Below are 21,048 nucleotides of genomic sequence, written 5' to 3' on the forward strand. Positions count from 1 at the left end.
GATTTCCTTTTAGCACTTGATCAGAGTCAAGAATCCAGTTCTTATATAAAATCGTTATTTCGGGTATTTGGCATCCGTTTGTTATCAACTTATTACTTACATTAAATGAACTTTGAAAAATCATTTCAACACCTTCCGGATGCTTTATTTCTAGTATATTGATTTGATTAGCGTCTGGTCTTTCAAAATTAATTGTTTGAACAGTGTCTCCACTTAATAACACCTTATGTGTTCCGCTTGCATAAAAATTCTCTGTATAATAATAATCCTTCTGAATAAAATCTCCTTTTATTTCCATAACCCCAGCAGTTAAATTCGTTTTCCCTCCAGAAGACCTTGCTTGTGTTACAAAGCTTCCTCCCACATATATGTAATCTGCTGTATTATTCATGTATAGGTAACCGGAACTACCTGTATACGTTACACTTCCGTCACTTTGCTTCGTCTCTGTTTGTATCCTGTAGTCTCCGGCTATTATCAACTGTCCGCCATCTACATTTAATGTTCCTCCTGACTGTATCAACTTTCCTTTTATTTCAAGCTTATGTCCTGCCAGATCCAGAGTTCCCCCTGACAGATATACATCTCCGAAGGCCTTGTCTTCGGTTAAAGTCAGATTACTTTTAATGTATGTGGCAGCTATTGTACTAACTGTCAGCGGATTGCTGAGTGCGGATTCATTTCCTGCTTCATTGTAGGCTTTAATTTTATAAACATATGCCTGCCCATCTGCCAATCCCTTATCAGCGTATGTTACAGCAGATGTTGTTGTTATCAATACATCATCCCTGTATATTTCATACCTTGTAGCTCCAACCACCGCTTCCCATGACAGATCTATGGATATGGCAGATGGAGTCGCCTTTATATTCATAGGTGTTGAAAGCAAGGTATACTTTTCCACTCCTGTGCTCCATTCACCGCAGCCTCCGGCATTAACGGCTCTTACTTTAATTGAATAAAGTGTATTTGGACTTAGCTCATTAAAGACAAATCTGTTTCGGGTCGTGTTGGTAATATCTCCGTTTATGGAAATATCATAGCTTTCAGCTCCCTCTACAGCATCAAAGCTAACTGTTAAGGTCTTGTCGGTTGCCGCTGCCGAAACATTACCAGGAATATTCAGTTGTAAAACCGGCGTACTCACCATTAATGGTTCGCTTAAAACCGACTCATTGCCAGTTTCGTTATATGCCTTGATATTGTAAACATAAGTTTTTCCGGCTGTTAATCCCGTGTCGGTATATATATTGACAGCTGTTGTCCCTACCTTTATGTTGTCCCGGTATATTTCATACCCTACGGCTCCGGCTGCGGTTTCCCATGACAGATCTACAGATATGGCAGATGGAGTTGCCACTATGTTTATTGGTTTTGAAAGAAAAACAGGATCGTTGCTTGTCGTCACTGTTCTATCAGGTTCTGCTTCATTTGTATCTGTGGGTATATCTGTATCCATTATTACAGGCGGAGTTTCTTCTCTACCCGGAGCTTCCTCCATTGCAGCCTGTAATTTGTCCGATGTTACAATTAATTCTGAACTAAACCAGGACATGTTTCCATTACGGCTATATGCCTTTACTTTGTATGTACAGGAACTGAACTGCTCCAAAATCATATCTTCATATGCATTGGTATCGGAGCCGCCTATTTCCACACCATTGCGGTATATCCTGTAGCTATCGGCCCCTGGTGAAGCTTCCCATGTTAACTCTATGGAAGTATTTGATTGATTTGCCCTAAGCCTGGCAGGTGCAGCAAGCAGGGTATACTTATTTATTTCCCGGCTCCATTCACCTGCATAAGCATTACTGATTGCTCTGACCCTGACAAAATATTGAGTGCCGGATTTAAGACCGGGATATGTATGGCTTGCTGCCGCAGCCCTGGTAATACTCCCATTCAGGGATATATCATAACCTTCCGCTCCTTCAACCGCATCCCAGCTAACTGTCAGACTCTGTTCTCCCGGGATAACCTCAACGTTCCGGGGAATGGCTATTGCTGATGCGGTTGTCTGAACTGCCGGTGCACTTTGCTTCACTGCGTCAATCGCTGAGGCCGGCGGCTCAATTGCCATTTCTTCTGTTCCGGCACCATCTGCCGGATTTATAGTATTTTGCCCACTATTGTCCGATTGGCCGGAATTGCCTGTTTGTCCGGTACTACCTGATGCACTGCTCCAGTCACCGTTTCCGGCCATTCTGTTCTCACGACTGACATTTTCACGTATAACACCTGAATTTGCACCCTGCATTCCCATTGCTGAAAAATTAAATGTTTGCAGAAGTAAAATAAAAACCAAGAGTACTGCTAAATACTTTTTACAATCCGGCATTTTTCAATCTCCTTTATTCTACCAAAAATACTCATTTTTAACTTCTCAATACAAATTATTATAGGCCTGATTGTAATTTTTGTAAATATTATGCAATAATATAGATACTGAACAAACAACCAGAAACTCCGTTATTCCGGAGTTTCTGGTTGTTTTAATCGCATTTTAACTTATTTCACCAGTGCTTTACTTCTACAATCCTGTATCCTGCAACTTTACCGCCAGAATGGTCTACTTGTACGGTAAAGTGCCGATCTTGCCTAATAAATACTGCTGGAGTATGGCAAAATCAATGGCGTCAACCGAACCGTCGGCATTTGTATCGGCTGCCTCCACACTTGGTAAAGTACTTGTCTTTCCCAGGAGATAACTTTTCAGTAGAGCACTGTCCAGCGCATCAATAGCATTATCCTTGTTTACATCACCGCATAAAAACGATGGCGTCGCGCCCCATATCTTAAAGCTGCCGCTTAAATGAAGCATTCCAAGCATATAAAGCATTCCGTCATAATAGCGGTACTGCCCCGAGGGAACAGCAGTATTCCACAATTCATCTACAAAGGGCTTTGCACTCTGTACATCTGAAGACAAAGCTGTAACAGCATTCATGGCTACCAACCCCGGCGAATGGTCGTTGTTAAGCTTCGAACCTGCCAGTGTGTAATTGCTTCCGTGAGTGCTTATACCCTCTTTTTTGAAAAAGCTCTGAATCTTTGGAGCAAATGTTGTGGAGGCCCAGGCATCCTTTTGCCACCAGGCATAATCCACACTGATATTTGAAGCCACCCTCCAGGCGTCATATCTGAAATCGGCATGCCCCGAACTCCAGGAAACATCTTTGGGCGTTCCGTCAAAGTTAGCATAGTCGGGATTCAATCCTGTTGTGGCATGTGTCGACTTCTTGAAGAATTCTCTGCTTGTTGCGGCAATCCTGGTCCAGGTAGTTCTGTCATTCGCATCCTTATCCCATAATGCCCATAATTCATAGAAAGCCGGGAGATGATAGGAAGGATCGGTAAACGTTGCAGAACCGCCGTTAGGGCAGAAAACAACCTGATTCTGTGTTTTATCGAACATATTCACCCCAACACCGTCATCTGCCTGATGCAGCATTGCATCCAGTATGGTCTGCGCTTCTGCTTCATAGTTAAATATCCCGGTTCCGTTGCCCCACCTGCGTGCCGCAAAGAGGAGAGCCATTGCAAAATACTCATCCCCGTCCGACGCAGGTGTTGTATCAATTATGCCGCCATTGTAGTTACACTGCCAGGAAAAGAACCCCTTATACTGCCCTGAGCTTTGATACATGTGGTTTCTTGCCCATTTCCACAGCATGTCGAATTCCTTCTTTTTATCCATCTGGACACATATCATCATACCGTACGACATACCCTCCGAACGCACGTCACTATTGCCGGTATCTCTTATGTAGGCCTCGTCACTTCCGGATTCATAAAATAACCTTTGATTGTTGGTATCCCCCTTGAAGAACTTGTCAAACATGGAATCCAGCTTGTCCTTTACCTGAGCCTCTGTCCTGCCTGTCTCAACAAATACATTCCTGTAACTTCCCGTGCTGTAATAGCCCCCTGTTGCTGCGTTAAGTGAGGTTACGGGTACAGCTGTAAACACGAAAGTCAAAACCAGCAAGCACGCTAAAACCCTTTTCATGTCAAATACCTCCTTAATAAATTAATGAATTTTGTACCGTCTGTCCAATTGTAAATCCTTACTGCTCCCAAGGCAGTTCCGGAAGCTTCAGGAATTGTACAATTGAACATTGATACAAAAATTTTTACCAGTTGTCTGTAACAGGTCCGATGTCCAATCCAGATATTTTTATATAAACCGTATTTTCGGCGTTCAGGTGAAACAGTCCACTTGATATCGCTTAGTGAACCAACAGCAGTCCGTTTACCTGCTTACCGGAAAAGAAATTATTGTGCCGAGAAGATACATTCTAAGCAATGCAAAATCCAGTGCATTGACAGCCTTATCTCCATTTACGTCTGCTCTGCTGTATGCCTCCTGATCCAGTTCAATACTCCCCAGCAAATATCTCCTCATAATTGCAAAGTCTATGGCATCAACACTACCGCTGCCGTCTATGTCACCGGGGATGATACCGGTTACTATTGGCTCAATTCCATACTTGAGACTTCCCTTTACATATGCCGTGATTTTATCGTTTTCACCGGGGTCCCCTGTGATTGAGGAATTGTATGAATAGTCATTTGTCTGGTCATAAGCCGACTTGCTTTCGATTCTGAAGGGTATCGTTCCGGTACTCCCGCCGGGTGCAAGCTTTCCGGCAGCATTTGTGAAGCCTATTTCACAATACGTGTCTGCACCCGATACCGGGTTGTTTATGCTGAAGAAATTCCCCGTTACCTTTTCAGCTCCGAAAGCAGCATAATCACAGGCAAACGAACTATCCCGGTTGCCATCACTCGTGAACCAGTAGCGGACCTTTATGTCGGATAAATTTATGGGAGCAGTTCCCGTATTCATAATACTTATGGCCGACCTTATGGTATTTTTTGCAGAATCCGGGGTTCCGCACCTGTATAATACCTTGATTGAAGCAGGAGCCGTCCCGGGGTCGTCCGGATCGTCAGGACCGGGTTCCAATTTGGGAGCTTCCTCCCCGTATACCAGTACTCCGTTCAAATATACCGGCACATTTCCGGTAACAGCATAGGTTCCGGTAACATTCATTCTGCTGTAGTCGTTTGAGGAATCCCAGTGAGTCAGATAATTGGAATCCTGCTTTGCTCTGAAGGAAATTTGCAGTTCCCTGTCTCCGTAAATTTTACTTCCGCTCCAATCAAATTCATAGTAATATGTCCCGGCGTCATCCCATTTAAACGGCCCCCTGTATTTTATGGGGTCCTGCTGCAGGGAAATCTGTTCGTCATACTCAACGGCAAATATCACATCATTAATATCCTGGCCGTTTTTTATCAGTTCACTTATATTAAAGAAATATTTCACCGTCATTCCGGTCTCATAATGCGGAGGCTGGCTGGATTCATTGTGCACCCGCAAAACGATCTGCGTACTGTCCTTGGTTTCTCTTTCCACCCGGGCCTCGCAGTAGTAATCGTCCGTTCTTGCTTCCCGGGGCGGGAAATCGGCTATTGGCTCCTGCCCCTGGCCGTAGTACTTGTACAAGCCGGCACAGGCGCCTACAAAGGCGGCATTATAGTCAACGGCAACTTCATTGTAGGCATACTCAGTGGTTGAATCTATGTGATAATCGCTTTTATCCGGTCCGCCTGCCAGTGCTCCCCATAATATATGCCTGTGTTCTGCAGGATCATTCATGCTGTTTGTTTTTGAGCCGTGGGCAGCCCTGTGGTGCGGATGATGGGCATAAGGCAGGCCCTTTTCATAACCGTAGCCGACTATATACGAATATCCCATGGGATTCCTCCCCATAAGGTACTCCATCTGGCTTCTGGCCCACTGGCCGAAATCAGTCCTCTCAAGATGGTTTTTCATATACACGAGTGCACACAGCTGAGCCGCCGTATTGTAACGGGCAGATCCCCAGCCGTTGATCATGGTATAGCCTGCCGGAGACGGTATGGCATAATTCCTGTCATTTGGGTCTTTATGCTTTGCTGCACCTCCCGACAAATACTCGACGTTCCAGCTTGCAATAAAGTCGAACAGCTCATTCTCCGGCAACAGCTGGTTCAGCTTCAGGAATACTCCTGCCCAGACCGCATCCCAGCAATGTGTCCAGGAATTATACCAGGTATTGGTGTTAAAGGTTTCGGGTATTATCCTTTTCATATATCCTGTATAATTTCCGGCCGAGTCAACTGAATCTATATCCTTTACATAGCCGGCATTTCCGGTGCATTCATACAGCCACACCGCAGCCCAGGCCAGCTCATCCTCATCGTAGTCGGAAGTATAATAGCCATCGCCATTTGCCTTCCCCCTGTATTTCTTTGCAAAGTCATACAGTGCCTTTGCAACCTCCAGACATTTCTGTGCATATTGAGGGTCTGAATCCCTGAAATTCAAATACGAAGTGCAAAGTGCAGCAGCAGTACTGGCACAGACATCGCTCCCCGGAGTTTCGGCGGTGGCAAAATCCGCCGGCCGTGTCCTGGCATACTCTTCGGGATACAGCTCCGGCGGTCCCCAGTAACTGTGGTCGACATCCCCTTCGCCCACCATATAGCAAAATGCTATCAGATTTCCATCCTTATCAAGAAAGGAGCAGCGTAAAAATGTATCGGTGAAGTACCTTAAAATCTCAATCATATGCTCCTCTTCCCCTATTGCCTTAAAGGAGTCCTTGAATTCATAAAAGCCCCACCCCAGTGTTCCTGCCGTATAGCTCTGAGGGAGCCCGAACCTGACGTGGTCGCCGGCATCGTGAAAGCCGCCGTGTACGTCCACCGTTCCGTCTCCGTCAGGATCAAGGATGCTCTTATACTTTTCAACAAAAGCAGAAGAGAGATTTGTATATTTAAAAGGAATTTTTGCATCTCCCTCATGGCAGGAGCCCCTCCATTCAAGCCTGCCGCCTTTATCATAACCGGCATCGGCACCGCATTTTTCGGCATCATAAAAATAAAGTGATTTTTGCAGCGCTTCGGCAAAATTGAAGTAATTGTAACTCTCCCAGTTCTCAGCAGCCGCAGCAGCCGGATCAACCGGGGATTCAGGCAGGGCTTCTGCCGCTGCCGCACTGAATGTGAAAAACTGTACCGTAATAAGGCATAAAACCAAAAAGATTGACAGAGTCCTTCTATAGCTGTCCTTATGTGTCCTGTACATCTTTTTCCCTCCTTAAGGCAAGATTTTAAATAGGCAGTTTATCGATTTTACCAAGCAGATAAAGTCTCAGATTTGCAAAGTCTATTGCATTTATCTCTCCATCTTTATTGACATCGGCATTTCTCAGGTTTATTCCGGTAGGATCGGTATTCAGCAGGTATTTCTTTAACAGGGCAAAGTCAATTGCGTCCACCTGCTTGTCGTCATTCAAATCTCCGTACAAAATTTCCTCTCCACCCGAGGGATCCTTGCCGTATAGTTTTACACCGCTTTTGTATACCGGGATATTTTCGGTCTTTTTATAGGCATCTGTCAGCCCTGCCGTGGAAAAATCATTTGAAGAATTCCAGAGAGTACTTTCATAATTGTTAACGGCAAATTGCACATAAGTTCTTGCATACAGCTGCTGATTAGGAAAAGTCACTTCCACATAATATATGTTTTTGTCCTTGTCCCAGGGCTGGATTGCAGATATTTGGGCACCTGCAGGAGAATAATACACTTTGGTAGTGAATTTTGAAGGATTTATGCCTGCCGAAGCATATTCCGACAGGTCCATAAAATATTTGAAGGATAACCCGGTCTCATACCGCGGAGGTGCCGTAACAATATTGTACATGTTCAGGTCCACCGTAATCCCCTGATTATTTGCCTTATATATTTTAGCTTCGGTATAGTACTCGGTCGGTTGGCCCTCAATTCCGGGAGTGGCTTCGGGCAGCTGGTTTTCTCCGAAATACCTGGACATTCCTGCCAGTGCGCCCACAAATCCCGCATTATAATCCAATCCGGTTTCCGAATAAACATACTCATTGACATTGTCATGATATTGATCGTTTATGTCCGCTCCCCCCACAAGAGCACCGTATAAAATATGCCTTTCGGGAGTTTCCTTCTTTTCATCGGCAGGAGGCCCTTCAAGCATCCCGCTTGCAGCCCTGTGGTGCGGGTATTTGGGATAATTATCACCGAAGCCTACCTCATAGGACATATGGTTGGGATTATCCCCGAGAATATAGTCGATTTGTCCCTTTGCAAAGTCAAGACACTTCTTGTCGCCGGTATATTTGTAGTAAACCAGCTGAACCATACTCTCGGCTGCCGGATATTTGCATACTCCCCAGCTGTCCAGATATTTTAAGCCTCCCGGAGTGGTTTTAATACCATTTTGCCAGTAGTTCAGATGTTCTTCTGCAATTGTTTTATATTTTGGATTGCTTGAAAGTGTCGCAAGCTTTACAAAAACTCCGGTCAGGACATAATCCCAGCACTGGGTCCAGTGGTCGTTGAACATGTTGTCCCCGCCTATGTTCTTCTCCACCATCAGCTTGTCCACATTATCCATATATGTCTTATCGTTTGTGGCCACATAGAGCCAGATTGAACCCCACATAAGTTCATCCAGGTAATCCCTTGGAAGATAATAGCTCTGCCCTTTGCTGTTGCCCCTATAGGTCATGCCGAAGTTATAGAGATCTTTTGCATAAGTCAGGCATTTATCCGCATATACACTGTCCCGGTCCTTGTAGTTCAGATACATGAGAGCAAGGGCGGCAGCAGCATCACCTGCCACATCCGAGCCCGGATTTGACGGTGTTGCAGCGTAATAGGCAGGCCTGTTGTTTGTCTGAAGCTCAGGAGGTCCCCAGTACTGATGATCCACATCGCCGTCACCCACCTGGTAGTAAAATGTGGTCTTATTTGGGAAACATTTCATAAAATAATCGCAAAAATGCTTTAAAATATTCAGCATATACTCATCCTGCCCCTTGGCAATGAAGGTATCTTTGAATTCGTAATAGGCCCAGCCGAGAGTGGATGCCGATGCACACTGAGGCAATCCGAACTTGACATGGTCTCCGCAGTCGTGAAATCCTCCTGTCAGGTCGATTCCTACATCCTTTCCGTCTTCGATATGGCAGGGCCCACGCCACTTTATCCTGTTGTTTCCCGCATCAGGGCCGCACCAGTTAGCTTCATAAAACAGAATTGATTTGGCAAAGGCATCAACATAGTTGAAGTTTGTTCCGGCTGCCGCAGCAGATTGCAGAACTATGCTCACCATGAAAACAGCAAGCAAAACAAGTACACTTATCCTTTTCATTATTTACCCCCTCCTATAAATAAGTTTAGTCTCCCGAAAACTTCAAATGCTTTCGAGGTGTGGTAATATTCAAAGATTTTATCTAATAACAGCCGCTTTTGATATTTGTTGAATTAATTTGTTGCAAAACCACAATATTATTATACCAAATATATACAAAAATGTAATATTTTTTATCAATAAACTTGACTAATCATGTCCGGGTAAAAATGAGCCTATATTAAAGAAAATTGCTGCATTTTATATATAGATCATTGCCATTGCCATTATTTGGTAAATATAGGGATTAACAAAGCCAACTTCAAGGAATATACTTCTAAATATAAATATTTGTAATTTGGATATATTTGATTTTCAAAGTATATCTAATGCTTAATAAAAAAACAGCAGAGGAGTGACGTAAATATGGATGCATCCCAATTTTTCCCGGATTTTAAAAGAAATTTGGTGGGTCAGTATGAGGAATGTGCAGGATACCGGTTATTGTGTAAAAACCAATCCTTTGACCCGTATAATGATTTGAACTGTGAGGATGACATGAAAAAAGTTCCTTTTGTAACCACAACCCTTTTCAAAAAATCAAACATGCTCTTTAAGGAACTTCTCAGATTAAAACCGGATGAGATGGTTAAGTGGACAGTCTCCAGCAGTACAACCGGCGATCCCAGCATTGTCGGCAGAGTCGAATCCGACATTTCACAAATAAAAAAATTTGCCGAGTTTCAAAATGATATTTTTCATCCGGACGGAGGTTATGACTGTGTGTTTTACCCCCACCCCCTTGAGATGAATGAGTATGCCAGTCAGCTGATCTCCGGAAAACCCACAGAATCATATATCGGAAATGTGATGGGTATTTTTAAATTCAGCCGGAATACCGACTTTTTATTAAAATTAGTTGATAATGACTTTGTTCTGGACATTGATACCTTTATAGCTTTCCTTAGTCGTCATAACAATAAACATGATGATTTAGCCATAAGAGGTTCAACTCTTTTACTCTACAACACCGTAGAAAAGCTGAAAAACGAAATTCCTCCCGTCAAGCTGGGAAGGAATGCAATTGTACATACCGGGGGAGGAGGCTGGGACGGCAAAAAGGGAAATATCACCTCCGAAACGGAAATTGAGCGTTTCAGATTTGTAGAAGAAATCTCCAGCTTTCTGGGCATCCCTGAAGAAAATTTTCTTGATACATACTCCTTTACCGAAAATAGTGCTCCAATTACCGGACATTATTCAAAAGAGTTCAGGGACTACTATTTCCATGTGCCGGAATGGGCAAGGGTAATTATAAGGGATATAAGGACCCTTGAACCTCTTGAGCAAAGGGGGGCAAAGGGCTTTATTCAGGTTTTGAATGCTTACGGCACAAACGCTTACGCCGGAGCATCGGTACTGGTGGATGATATTGCCGAGATTATTTCAACAGAGCGCTGTCCGGATTGCGGACAAAAGTGTATGACCCTTAGTATCACCGGAAGGGTAAAAGGCTCTGAGGCAAAAGGCTGCGGCGCTACATTGAGTGTAAGGAGTGAAGTGGCATGAGAATAGAATACTCAACAGGAAGTAATATTATAAAAAAGAAAATAAACGGACTTGAACTGGAATTGGCTGCTGCTGCCGAAACAGAACTGGCAGAGGAAATAGCACGGCTTAATTTAAATAAGAAAAAGGTCCATGATATCACACTTGAAGAAACCGTCAGCATACTTGACAGATGTGCAAAGCTTTGGCTGGATGGAAATTATATGGCAAATCATTTGGATATTCTTTCCAGGATAGTAAATCAAAGTCCCGAGCTTGTAAAAATGGAACTTCAAGGCTCGCTTTCCATGCTTCTCAGAGAAAATACCGAAAAGATGATAAAGGAGGAGCTTGGCAGCCTTCAGGTCCTGGACAGCTGGGTAAAAACGGGTTACGGCTATGTGCAGAGGCAGCCCAGAGGAACTGTTTTTCACAATATATCGGGCAACGCCTTTGTAGTCATTCCGGTGAGCCTATCAACAGGGCTTCTTACGAAAAACTGCAATATTGTTAAAGTATCCGGAGATGAACCCTACTTTGCATATGCATTTTATAAAAGCCTGTGTGAAATAGATGAAAGTATTGCAGACAGACTGTCGGTCGTATATTTTGACAGCAGCCAGTCCGGTATTTACGAGGCGGTTATTAAAAACTGCAACAGTGTCATCCATTGGGGCGGGGAACAGTCCGGAAAAAGCATTGCCGAAATATGTGCAGCGCATGGTGTTGACCTTATTTCACACGGTGCAAAGATAAGTTTTGAAGTGATCGATGAAACGGAAGACCTTCAGGAAACAGCCCGTGAGACAGCGACGGATATCATACTGTGGGAACAAAAGGCCTGCCTGTCACCACGGATCGTTTTTGTCAACAAGGAGCTGGACGTAATGAAATTCTCACAAGCCCTTGCCAGTTCACTGAACAGTCTGGCCTCTGCTTTCCCAAAAGCGTATCTGTCTCCGTGGAATTCGGTTAAAACCATACAGGACAGGCAGTACTGCCTGCTGAAATACGGCTTGAAAAACAAGGTCGAGGTATTTTCTTCATTTAATGCCGATTACACGGTTATATTGAACAGTGATATGCCTGATAAGGAAGATATGGATAAATGCTTTTACAGATTTGTATTTGTCTGCCCATACCAAAATATTTCGGAGGTATACAACTATGTTGAAGGAAACCTCCGGTCATATCTGCAGACAATGGGATATTGCGGGACTAATGAAAATTTTCTTGAAGATATGTCAAGATTGGGAGTGAGTATAATTACACGTCCCGGTAAAATGTCCATGCACCGCCCCGGAACATCTCATGACGGAATCTTCAATTTACAGGAAATGACCTATGCAGTGAGCCGGCAGCTTTAAAAAATCAGTAAAGCATTTAACAGTAAAATAATTATTACAAAACATTTATATGAAAGCAGGTGTTTTTATGGATTTAAACGGCAGAAAAATTATTTTGACCGGGGCTTCCTCGGGTATCGGAAAGGAAGTATTAAAAGAGCTTTCAAAATATAATACCCACATAATAGCAGTTGCCAGAAATATAGACAACATACCCGGAATAAGCAATAGAATCATACCCTATTCCTGTGACGTTTCAAGCAGGGAAAATGTCGATATGCTGTTTGAGTATGCAGAAAAAACCTTTGGAAAACCCGATATTTTTATTGCAAATGCCGGTTTTGCCTATTGTGAGGAAATATGTGAGGCCGACTGGGAGCATATCGAAAATATATACCGTACCAATGCAGTATCTCCGCTGTATTCGCTGGAAAAAATGAAGGTGTTGAACATGGGACATGAATATTCCGTAATTATCACCTGTTCGGCTGTCAGCAGGGTTGCCCTGCCGGGTTATTCACTGTACTGCTCCACCAAAGCAGCTGTTCATTCCTTTGCAGACGTATATAGATTTGAAAAAAACGACAAGGGGCATCTTTCGATTGTCTATCCCATTGCCACCGCTACCAATTTCTTTAAAACCGCCGGCAATATGGCTCCCGTACCCTGGCCTGTACAGCCGGCCCCAAAAGTGGCCAAAGCAATAGTTAATGGAATTTTAAAAAACAAAAGACTTATTTATCCGTCAAAATCTTTTGCAGTTGGAAATACACTGAACAGGCTTCTCCCATTTATATATTATTTTTATTCCAGAAGTAATGCCGCAAAATTTAAAAGATGGCTTCAAACAGAGCGGCAGCTTATTAGTTCAAGTACTCCCAAATAATATAATGGTCTCAGTTGCAAAAAGCTCTTTTCATATTCTGTCCGGAATACTGAAAAGAGCTTTTTGTATTATAATTGTGTCAATTATATATAATGTGAAAAAGCATATTGTCATTAAGTTTATTTTTGTACCGATATAATTTCTGAGTTATTTCAGCTCCATAAATTTTTCCCATTCTCCCAATGTAGTAACCTTCTTATCTCCCAACCGTATACGGTAAAAATCAATATATCCCTGCAATATACCATATTCAGAAGATGCTGAACGCTTCATTGCGCCAAAGGTTTGCGGCAAAGCCGGATAGCATGATGTAAATTGAAGCTGTTGTGTTTCCAGATCATACTCCCAGTATTCAAGTACTGCAGGAAGGTATTTGCTTGTAAATCTAAAAGAACCTTCCTCCTTGGAGTTGCCCCTGTAGACATATTCAAAACTTATAGAATAGGATAAATGTATCCTGGAATCACCGTCATAATCTGCCGAAGAGGAAAAATATGTATCAGCCTCAGGCTGAACTGATTGAGGAAAGAATGAAGTACTGCCTTCTGCAGGATAATCCCCGGCAACCGATCCATCCGGCTTGTACCATGTTTCATTAAAAATTTGTAATCCGGTGCCATGATTTGCCTCATGCTTGACAACCAACCAGTATTTTGTATTATCGTTGGACTTTTCAACCCTGTATTCCGGTTTAAATCTTTCCTTCAGGTAGGCAAAACCGTCAGCTGTCCATTTATCTCCGCTGTTTGAAAGCATAACGTAAATATACAAATGCCCCTTATTTATCTGCAATAGTGCAAGTGTTTTGTTCCCAATACTGAAACCACCGATTTTAACATCTGAGTAATTCGAACCGGTATATTCTTCGATGGGTATTTTTGCCATTATTTTATCATAAATGCCGTAGGACCGTAAAAGGTTATCCACCTGCTCATTGTCAATACCCATTCCTCCGCCCTTTTCAAGGTTTTCAAACCGGGTAAAAGGAGATAACACCTCACTTGACTTCAAAGGTGCCGGTGACTGTGAATTTAATGCCTGGCTGCCGGTTAAAATGGAATTACAGGAAGTCAAAATAAAAACGCCGACAACTAAAAGCAATAATTCCCTTATGATTTTCATTTACTTTCCGCCTTTCATAAAGCATTGAGCAGCCATGCCGGCTTTCAATACTTCCATAAATACCACGTCTCCCGGCCTGCTTATTTAATTTTACAGCTTATTTCCATTATATAAGTTACAGAATCGTAATATAAATGCATCATAATTAAAGTATATATTTGTTTCTTTTTACAACTGCTGAATAGGGATAATTACCTGCAGCGTCCGAAACCATTATCAATTCCCCCGATTGCAGCATGGATTTGACCCGGAGTAACAACCAGTAGTCGCCGATACCGGATATCTGAATCAATATTTTGCCTATCAGCTCTGCAAGCCGGAACTCCCCATCCGGCATGTTGGCTCTCAGGGCAAAATCATAAAAATTTTCAGGAACACCAATAAGATTGCCGTTTATTAAAACACGCAATGGAGCATTCTCACGTACCAAACTGCTCCAGATATCTGAATATACCTTGCGTCTCAATACGCTTACAGTCTCCTCATATCTGATAAATGTGCCAAAAATATCCGGAGCTATTTCCCCGGTATTACTATAATTTATAATACAGTTGTCTTTCTCCATTTCCTTTGGCACACATACCACAGAGAGTTGGTTTTGATAGTTAACCATCAAATGACATACAAAATACAAACCGCATAATTCCAAAGGATTATTTTCACATATCCACACCCGAACAGCTTCCAGCGTTTTTTCGGCATCCTTAAGACGTGCCATCGCCTTCTGATTAGTCTTCCATATGGTGTCGGACATATCCGGAATATTTTCAAATATATTGTCAAACAGTTCTTTACGTGAATTTATTCCTTCATTCATACACGAAATGTCACCTATATGCAAGGCAAGAGTCAATGACTCCACTTCGTCGGCACTGCCTGGAAGTTCTCCCTGTTCCCTTGTTTTTGCAAATTTAAGCGAACCTGCGGTACTTAGATCAAAGACAATTTCTATCATGATAATTCCTCCAGCTTGTTTTGTATCCTCGTTGTTCCTCTGCATTACACAATTATCTTTATCTTACCATTAATTAATATATATAAATATAAGATTTTTATCATTGGATTACTGGACGAAAACTGAGTATCTATAATTGTATTTATTTCTATATTCAGATGTTAAGGTGGAAAGGAGAGAAAAAAATGATTATAAATACAAAAAATCAGGCCTTGAGGGTTGATTTTATTCCCTCAAGGCCAATAGAATTAATTTTTCAGGATATTTGTTATGATAACTATCATTCAAGGCATATGCTAATTTTTTTATAAACATCCCACAGCGTCAGCTCTGCACTGTCTGCAGTGATGCATCTGGCGGATCATCCTGCCGCATTCCCGGCGAAGTTTCATAATCTCCTGGACCGTAGCCGCCGGAAGGTGTTCAAATTCACTTCCCTGAACCGGAATGAGCGGCATGATATTGACAATATAACATCCCAACTCTTTAACAGTTTTAACGATTTCAGGTATGTGGAAATCATTTATTCCTTTTAACACTACAATATTCACTTTACAGACAATGCCTTTTTCAATCAACCTGTTCAAGCCCCTCAGCTGATTCTGCAGCAGTAAAGCGCCGGCCTTATCCCCGGAATACTCCACACCTTCATATCTGACATATTTATAAATCCCTGCCGATATTTCAGGATCAACCGCATTTATCGTTACCGTAACATGGCTGACCCCTAAAGCATCTAGTTCATCTGCATGGTCGGGCAGCATCAAACCGTTTGTGGAAAGGCAGAAGGTAATATGGGGATCATATTCTCTGATAAGCCTCAGCGTCCTGCTTGTATTTTCAAAATCACAGAGGGCATCTCCCGGACCTGCAATGCCCACCACAGAAAGGTTCGCCATGGTTTTCTTCACCTGTATGTATTTTTCCAGTGCCTCTCCCGGACTTATTATTCTGGTTGCAACCCCCGGCCGGCTCTCGTTGGCACAGTCAAACTTTCTCACACAGTAATTGCATTGTATATTACACCTTGGAGCAACCGGGAGATGCATTCTGGCATTTTCATGGTTGCAGCCGTTATAGCACGGATGCTTCACGGTTTTTTCCTTCACTTTTTCATTATAAAAGCTAAAATCGGATACCGGATTATTCTCTTTCTGTTCTGCTGCCTGGCTTGTTTTCAACATAATCACCTCCTCTGTGCGGGTAGATCCTGACTTTCATACAGGCCTTATAATTTTCTACCGAAATTCTTATATTCAACTCATTCTGTTCGTTTTCCAGCCATTTTGGAACATGCTCGCATATGATTTCCAGCAAACTGTATTTCTGTTTTTTCAAGAAAGGCACCAGAATCTGCTTTGAATTATAGGAGGTATTGCCTTTCATTACCTCACGAAGATCTGTATGAAAAATACCGGGCCTGAGCTCAAAGATTGCATTATGCTCCATTGGTATTTTCTTACCGGTTCTGCAGTGCTGCACGCATTCCCTGATATCCTCCAGAAAGGTTTCCGGAAGGCCTTTTATTTCCAACATGGATATCTGTCTTTCTTCAAAAGCTATATAATGAATTCCCCGGATACGGCTTACTACAACGATTTTACACTTTTCCAGCCAATCGCCGATCTCATTGATCCTCTTATGCAAAGTCACGGAGTCAAGGACATTCTCAGTGCTATATTCCATATGTCTGACTACAGTCCATTCACAATTGACCTTTGAATATATCCGTATGCTTCCATCTTTATCAAATCCGGAGGTTTTTCCCTCCGAATCAACCAATACAGCTATTTCCATAAATATGTCCATGTCCCCCTTTCATTATATGTTCTGATGCTTTTAGTTCCTCAACAATGGATATTTTCTCAATGCCTGCTGTTGAAGGGTCACATGCATGATGCGCCGCAGCCCGAACAATCACTTCCGGGGCTGCATTTTTTCTTCCATATAGCTTCCGTCGTGCAGGAACAGGAATTTTGAATCGGTTATGGAAAATGTCAGTTTTTCAACAGCATTATCCACTGTTACATGCTTCTCATGAAACAAAACGGTTACCGGCACCTTGACCATTTCATTTGTCAGCATATCAAGCCTCAGCTGCTGATAGATGATTGTTCTCTCCGGAGCGGAAATCCTGTTTATAACAATATCACTGTTAGTGCTTACGGATTGCAGCCTGCCGTCGGGATAAAATTTAACGGAATTGAAGTCGGCATCCATACCTGCCGCATTCTGATCAAAAGCTATGACGGTTCCGATACTGCTTTCTATTGAAACAGGAACCGCAGGTTCAAAAGATTCCAGCGCTCCGTCTTCATATAGCCGGAAACCGATTCTCACAGGATATATGCCTATGGGAGTTTTTATTTCAATTGTTTTTTTAGGCCAAAGGATCAAACTTTTCAAACTTCCGCTGTTATAAAACCTGAGACCGATTATCTTGGTTTTAAACCCGGCCAAAGGCAGGTCAAACTGCAATTCCTCCAGAAGCTGTTCTTCATCCTCCTCCGACCAGCCAAAACCAATCTGCCCGTTAAGCGGAAACAGACTGTCCACCGCCCCGTCTTCATAAAAAGTGATTAATTCGGCACGCATGGCTCCCACTGATGTGGTAACCTCTGTTTGTTCTTCAAGTGCCATGCTTTTTATATTTCCGTTTTCATAAAAGGTTATTGCCCTGTTATCCTTTTTTCTCTCGTCGGGCTTTTTGTATCTTGGAATGAACGTTTGCCCTCCTATTCTGATTTCATTGTATTCATCCAATTTACAATCCTTCATTTCACCCGAAGCATAGGTAGTATAGCTTAGAATTCCTTTTAAATTATGTTTTTCGGCACAAATCACAGAATCAACCCCTTTCTGCTGCCAAAATCAAAGCAGTTTCGATTATCCCTGGAACAAATCTTCTTTATCCGCAACATTCTCTTTGGCCGTTTTCTCAACAGGTATTATTTTGTATACCGCAACTGCCTTATTGTCATGTGCCGAACGGTATTTTTCCGCAAGGGTCGAGGATATTTTACCGGGATAGAGACCCGGCAGGAATTTTTCAACAATAGCCTGCAAAGCACCTGCACTCTCCTTAAAATCCTCGACCTTTTCGGCATGTCCGAACAGCATGACGCTCCTGTAGGAAGTGTCGGCATGACACGGTACCGGGTCCTTAACCGTTCCGAATTCCTGATATACTGTAAAGCTTACCTCCGGATTGTCCTTGAGCAGCTGGACCTTTTTGCCTGAGCCAAGCCCGTGAAAATAGACCGCCCCGTCTTTCCAGACATAATTTACCGGAACGCAGTATGGGTACTCTGCTCCCGAAATTCCAAGCACGCCGGTTCTGGTTACAGAAAGAAAATCCTCTATTACGGCAGTATCGGTACAAATTCGCTGCTTATATCTGATTTGTTCCATCCGCTTTCCCCCTCTTCATATAAAACTGACAGCTGTGACAAAAATAGCTTTACCCACTGATTATTCCGGTCCAAATGAATTTTTTGTGCCAATATTTCCTGGGAGGACTGCACATACGGGCCAGGTACCATTTCATCCCTGCAGTTTTCAATTAGAGCGGTGATAATCTCCATGGTATTTTCCAGATGAAATTGAAATCCATATACCCTGTCCCTGTAAACAAAGGCCTGATTTTTGCAGGCTTCATTTGAAGCAAGGAGTTCTGCTTCTTCCGGCAAATCAACAAAGGTGTCACCATGCCATTGAAAAACTACCGGGTTTTTCGGCAGGAAAGAAAACTGTGGCATTGAAAAGGCCTTATCTGTGAAGTTTACCGGAAACCAGCCGATTTCCCTGTGCTCATTTTGTATAACCCTTCCGCCTATCACATCCGCAAGCAGCTGTCCGCCAAGGCAAATGCCTATAATTACTTTATTGCTGTCTATGGACGCTTTGATGAACTCTTTTTCCCTGACGAGCCATGGATATTTGCTTTCCTCATAAATATTCATAGGCCCTCCCATGATGATCAGCCAGTCAAAATCATCCTGTCCCGGAAGAAACTGATCCTCATAAAGCCCGGTGGACGTCATCGGATATTGCCGTTGTTGGGCCCATGCCAGTATGGCTCCCGGATTTTCGAAGGGTACGTGCTGTAAATAATGAATTCTCATATGACCTCCCATAATTCTTTTTTATAGCCGCCGGAAGTCCGGTATGAAGTACAAAGGCTCTCTGCCGCAGCCTGGCGATTACCACATATTCAGAATTGGCTCCCTGTTGCGCTTATACTCCATATCGGCAAACCATGCATTGGCTATTTCTTCTGCCAGCAGCATGGCGCCGCGGTATCCTACTACCGGATGACGGTACTTTCCGGCTCTGTCGTATACTGGAAAACCCACTCTGACCATGGGTATGTTATAGTCGATAGAAATAAATCTTCCTTTGGAGTGTCCCATAATCAAATCAAGCTCCAAACCTTCATTCTTAATACGGTTTTCCAGCTCCCACAAATCGGCATTCACAATAACTTCCATTTTATAGTCCAGCTTTTCCTGGAATTCCTTTAAGCGGGGGTCAGCCTTGTACTTTGTATTATCGTCGCCCAACAGCAGGAGCACCGGTTTCATTTCCATATCCAGACAAAACTGTGCCAAACTGATGACAAGATCCGGACTTCCGTATATGGCAACCTTTTTATCGGCCAGGAACATATGGGTAACATCGGTAATTGCATCAAGGGCAATTCCCCTTTCTCTTGCCAATGACTCCGGAATGGGTTTTCCGGTAACATCACTCAACTTCTTGAGAAAGACATCGGTATTGCGGATACCTATCGGTGTGGGACCGATAACGGCAGGAACCTCAAATTCCGCTTCCAGATATTCGGCAGCCCTGCCGCCTTCATACCGGTTCAGAGCAAAAGTGGCCCTGGCATTTGCGGTATCGGTCAGCTCTTCAATAGTAGTATCACCATGGGATACATGGTTTCCCCCTGGCATAAGCGGAGAATCAAAAGCTTCTGTTTCAAATAATACATTTGCTTCGATCCCCATCACCGACAGCAGGTGCTTCAATTCGGTAACATCACCCGGATTCACCCAGCCCGTGATCAAATTGATTTTATCGGAGGGTGTACCTTTCTTTGCAAAATAGGATACAAATTCTTTTACAGCCACATCATAGCCGCTGATCATACTGCCTACAAAGCTGGGGGAATGGATGGGGATCAGGTGCACCTCGCGTCCTGCAAATTTGTCCTTGAGCAAAGTACCGTTCAGCTTCCTTACAACCCCGTCAATATCATCGCCTATAACCTCGGTGGAACAGGTGGAAATAATGGGCACCACCTTGACATGCGGGTATCTCATAAGTAAAACCTCCACCGCCTCTTCCACACGGTTCAAAGCGCCAAACACTGCGCCGTCTTCATGAAGCGAGGAGGAAGCCAGTTCAAAACTCTCCTTGTAATGCTGGGAGAATAACAGGCGGACAAACATTACACAGCCCTGTCCGCCATGGACGATTCCGATACAATACCTGATTCCTATACTGGCAAACTGAACACCGGCAGGCTGGCATGTGAATATGGGATTTATTACACCTGCACGTTCTTTATTTTTAACATCACAGTTCATAATTACCTCCTTGTCAATAAAGCGGATCAGTCAATTCTGCGTTCAGGGAGCCGGTTATAAGCAGATAATCCAGTCGTTCCTTCAGACTTTGCATAACTTTCCGTAAATCAGCCTTATCCATTTCAGCTACCCATGGAAACCGTTTTTTATAGCTCTCGGCCAGATATGCCGCATCCACATAGTAGCACTTCTGCTCGGGTGTATCATTTTCCACAGGCTCATCACACAATAGCTGCATTGTCTTTCTGATGATATTCTCATTCTGCCTTTCCCTGTCCCATGCACGGGAATGAAACTGCCACAGACATTTCTTCATAATAAAATCCAGTAATTCTTCCGCTCTTTCTTTTAATAATGCTTCTTCCAAATCAACTCACCT

Annotated in this window: 16 protein-coding genes; 3 read left to right on the forward strand and 13 right to left on the reverse strand. The window is 43.1% G+C overall.

Annotated features, from left to right (window positions below; all coding sequences use genetic code 11):
• The 4 genes from CTER_RS14960 to CTER_RS14975 form a co-directional block, all read right to left on the reverse strand.
• Positions 1-2,338: fibronectin type III domain-containing protein (locus CTER_RS14960; protein WP_004626808.1), on the reverse strand; the 2,338-nt coding region annotated here is incomplete at its 3' end.
• A 231-nt stretch (positions 2,339-2,569) separates the two neighbouring features.
• Positions 2,570-4,009: a glycosyl hydrolase family 8 gene (locus tag CTER_RS14965; protein ID WP_004626730.1), complete on the reverse strand. Its 1,440-nt coding sequence runs from the start codon at positions 4,007-4,009 to the stop codon at positions 2,570-2,572.
• A gap of 243 nt (positions 4,010-4,252) precedes the next feature.
• On the reverse strand, positions 4,253-7,138 hold the full coding sequence (locus CTER_RS14970; RefSeq protein ID WP_004626777.1) for a glycoside hydrolase family 9 protein: 2,886 nt from the start codon (positions 7,136-7,138) through the stop codon (positions 4,253-4,255).
• Positions 7,139-7,163: 25 nt separating this feature from the next.
• The gene (locus tag CTER_RS14975; RefSeq protein ID WP_004626758.1) at positions 7,164-9,242 is read right to left on the reverse strand and encodes a glycoside hydrolase family 9 protein; all 2,079 of its coding nucleotides are present in this window, start codon (positions 9,240-9,242) and stop codon (positions 7,164-7,166) included.
• Between the two features lie 405 nt (positions 9,243-9,647).
• Between CTER_RS14975 and CTER_RS14980 the strand changes: the two genes are divergently transcribed.
• The 3 genes from CTER_RS14980 (at position 9,648) to CTER_RS14990 (ending at position 13,001) form a co-directional block, all read left to right on the forward strand.
• Positions 9,648-10,790 carry a LuxE/PaaK family acyltransferase gene (locus tag CTER_RS14980; RefSeq protein ID WP_004626738.1) on the forward strand — a complete coding sequence of 381 codons (1,143 nt, stop codon included), beginning with the start codon at positions 9,648-9,650 and terminating at the stop codon, positions 10,788-10,790.
• Entirely contained in the window at positions 10,787-12,136 is a 1,350-nt protein-coding gene (locus CTER_RS14985; RefSeq protein ID WP_004626743.1) for an aldehyde dehydrogenase family protein, read from the forward strand. The genes CTER_RS14980 and CTER_RS14985 overlap by 4 nt, the downstream gene beginning before the upstream one ends.
• A gap of 67 nt (positions 12,137-12,203) precedes the next feature.
• A complete protein-coding gene (locus tag CTER_RS14990; RefSeq protein ID WP_004626798.1) occupies positions 12,204-13,001 on the forward strand; it encodes an SDR family NAD(P)-dependent oxidoreductase in 798 nt (265 codons plus the stop codon).
• A 147-nt stretch (positions 13,002-13,148) separates the two neighbouring features.
• Here the strand turns inward: CTER_RS14990 and CTER_RS14995 are convergent, their stop codons facing one another.
• The 9 genes from CTER_RS14995 to anfG form a co-directional block, all read right to left on the reverse strand.
• Complete coding sequence (locus CTER_RS14995) at positions 13,149-14,123, reverse strand: hypothetical protein (protein ID WP_004626812.1); 975 nt, start codon at positions 14,121-14,123, stop codon at positions 13,149-13,151.
• 145 nt (positions 14,124-14,268) lie between these two features.
• On the reverse strand, positions 14,269-15,078 hold the full coding sequence (locus CTER_RS15000) for a DUF3658 domain-containing protein (RefSeq protein WP_004626819.1): 810 nt from the start codon (positions 15,076-15,078) through the stop codon (positions 14,269-14,271).
• A gap of 305 nt (positions 15,079-15,383) precedes the next feature.
• Entirely contained in the window at positions 15,384-16,262 is an 879-nt protein-coding gene (gene nifB, locus CTER_RS15005) for a nitrogenase cofactor biosynthesis protein NifB (protein ID WP_004626792.1), read from the reverse strand.
• Entirely contained in the window at positions 16,222-16,887 is a 666-nt protein-coding gene (locus tag CTER_RS15010; protein WP_004626817.1) for a Fe-only nitrogenase accessory AnfO family protein, read from the reverse strand. Before CTER_RS15010 ends, nifB begins: the two co-directional genes overlap by 41 nt.
• Before the next feature lie 108 nt (positions 16,888-16,995).
• Positions 16,996-17,922, reverse strand: coding sequence for a hypothetical protein (locus tag CTER_RS15015; RefSeq protein WP_004626754.1), 927 nt, complete (start codon positions 17,920-17,922; stop codon positions 16,996-16,998).
• A gap of 42 nt (positions 17,923-17,964) precedes the next feature.
• Positions 17,965-18,489, reverse strand: coding sequence for a pyridoxamine 5'-phosphate oxidase family protein (locus tag CTER_RS15020; RefSeq protein ID WP_004626835.1), 525 nt, complete (start codon positions 18,487-18,489; stop codon positions 17,965-17,967).
• Entirely contained in the window at positions 18,441-19,202 is a 762-nt protein-coding gene (locus tag CTER_RS15025; protein ID WP_004626734.1) for a type 1 glutamine amidotransferase, read from the reverse strand. Before CTER_RS15025 ends, CTER_RS15020 begins: the two co-directional genes overlap by 49 nt.
• Before the next feature lie 78 nt (positions 19,203-19,280).
• Complete coding sequence (gene anfK, locus CTER_RS15030; protein ID WP_004626828.1) at positions 19,281-20,669, reverse strand: Fe-only nitrogenase subunit beta; 1,389 nt, start codon at positions 20,667-20,669, stop codon at positions 19,281-19,283.
• A gap of 13 nt (positions 20,670-20,682) precedes the next feature.
• Positions 20,683-21,036, reverse strand: coding sequence for a Fe-only nitrogenase subunit delta (gene anfG, locus CTER_RS15035; RefSeq protein ID WP_004626789.1), 354 nt, complete (start codon positions 21,034-21,036; stop codon positions 20,683-20,685).
• Between the last annotated feature and the right edge of the window lie 12 nt (positions 21,037-21,048).

The sequence above is a fragment of the Ruminiclostridium cellobioparum subsp. termitidis CT1112 genome (genome assembly GCF_000350485.1).
Taxonomy (GTDB): domain Bacteria; phylum Bacillota; class Clostridia; order Acetivibrionales; family DSM-1351; genus Ruminiclostridium; species Ruminiclostridium termitidis.

What these genes read in the sequence shown, in the direction of transcription:
- nifB (WP_004626792.1), bottom strand. Translation starts at nt 16,262, where the DNA reads ATGTTGAAAACAAGCCAGGCAGCAGAACAGAAAGAGAATAATCCGGTA.
- CTER_RS15020 (WP_004626835.1), bottom strand. Translation starts at nt 18,489, where the DNA reads ATGGAACAAATCAGATATAAGCAGCGAATTTGTACCGATACTGCCGTA.
- CTER_RS14975 (WP_004626758.1), bottom strand. Translation starts at nt 9,242, where the DNA reads ATGAAAAGGATAAGTGTACTTGTTTTGCTTGCTGTTTTCATGGTGAGC.
- CTER_RS14980 (WP_004626738.1), top strand. Translation starts at nt 9,648, where the DNA reads ATGGATGCATCCCAATTTTTCCCGGATTTTAAAAGAAATTTGGTGGGT.
- CTER_RS14990 (WP_004626798.1), top strand. Translation starts at nt 12,204, where the DNA reads ATGGATTTAAACGGCAGAAAAATTATTTTGACCGGGGCTTCCTCGGGT.
- CTER_RS14995 (WP_004626812.1), bottom strand. Translation starts at nt 14,123, where the DNA reads ATGAAAATCATAAGGGAATTATTGCTTTTAGTTGTCGGCGTTTTTATT.
- anfK (WP_004626828.1), bottom strand. Translation starts at nt 20,669, where the DNA reads ATGAACTGTGATGTTAAAAATAAAGAACGTGCAGGTGTAATAAATCCC.
- CTER_RS15025 (WP_004626734.1), bottom strand. Translation starts at nt 19,202, where the DNA reads ATGAGAATTCATTATTTACAGCACGTACCCTTCGAAAATCCGGGAGCC.
- CTER_RS14965 (WP_004626730.1), bottom strand. Translation starts at nt 4,009, where the DNA reads ATGAAAAGGGTTTTAGCGTGCTTGCTGGTTTTGACTTTCGTGTTTACA.
- CTER_RS15010 (WP_004626817.1), bottom strand. Translation starts at nt 16,887, where the DNA reads ATGGACATATTTATGGAAATAGCTGTATTGGTTGATTCGGAGGGAAAA.
- CTER_RS14985 (WP_004626743.1), top strand. Translation starts at nt 10,787, where the DNA reads ATGAGAATAGAATACTCAACAGGAAGTAATATTATAAAAAAGAAAATA.
- CTER_RS14970 (WP_004626777.1), bottom strand. Translation starts at nt 7,138, where the DNA reads ATGTACAGGACACATAAGGACAGCTATAGAAGGACTCTGTCAATCTTT.
- CTER_RS15000 (WP_004626819.1), bottom strand. Translation starts at nt 15,078, where the DNA reads ATGATAGAAATTGTCTTTGATCTAAGTACCGCAGGTTCGCTTAAATTT.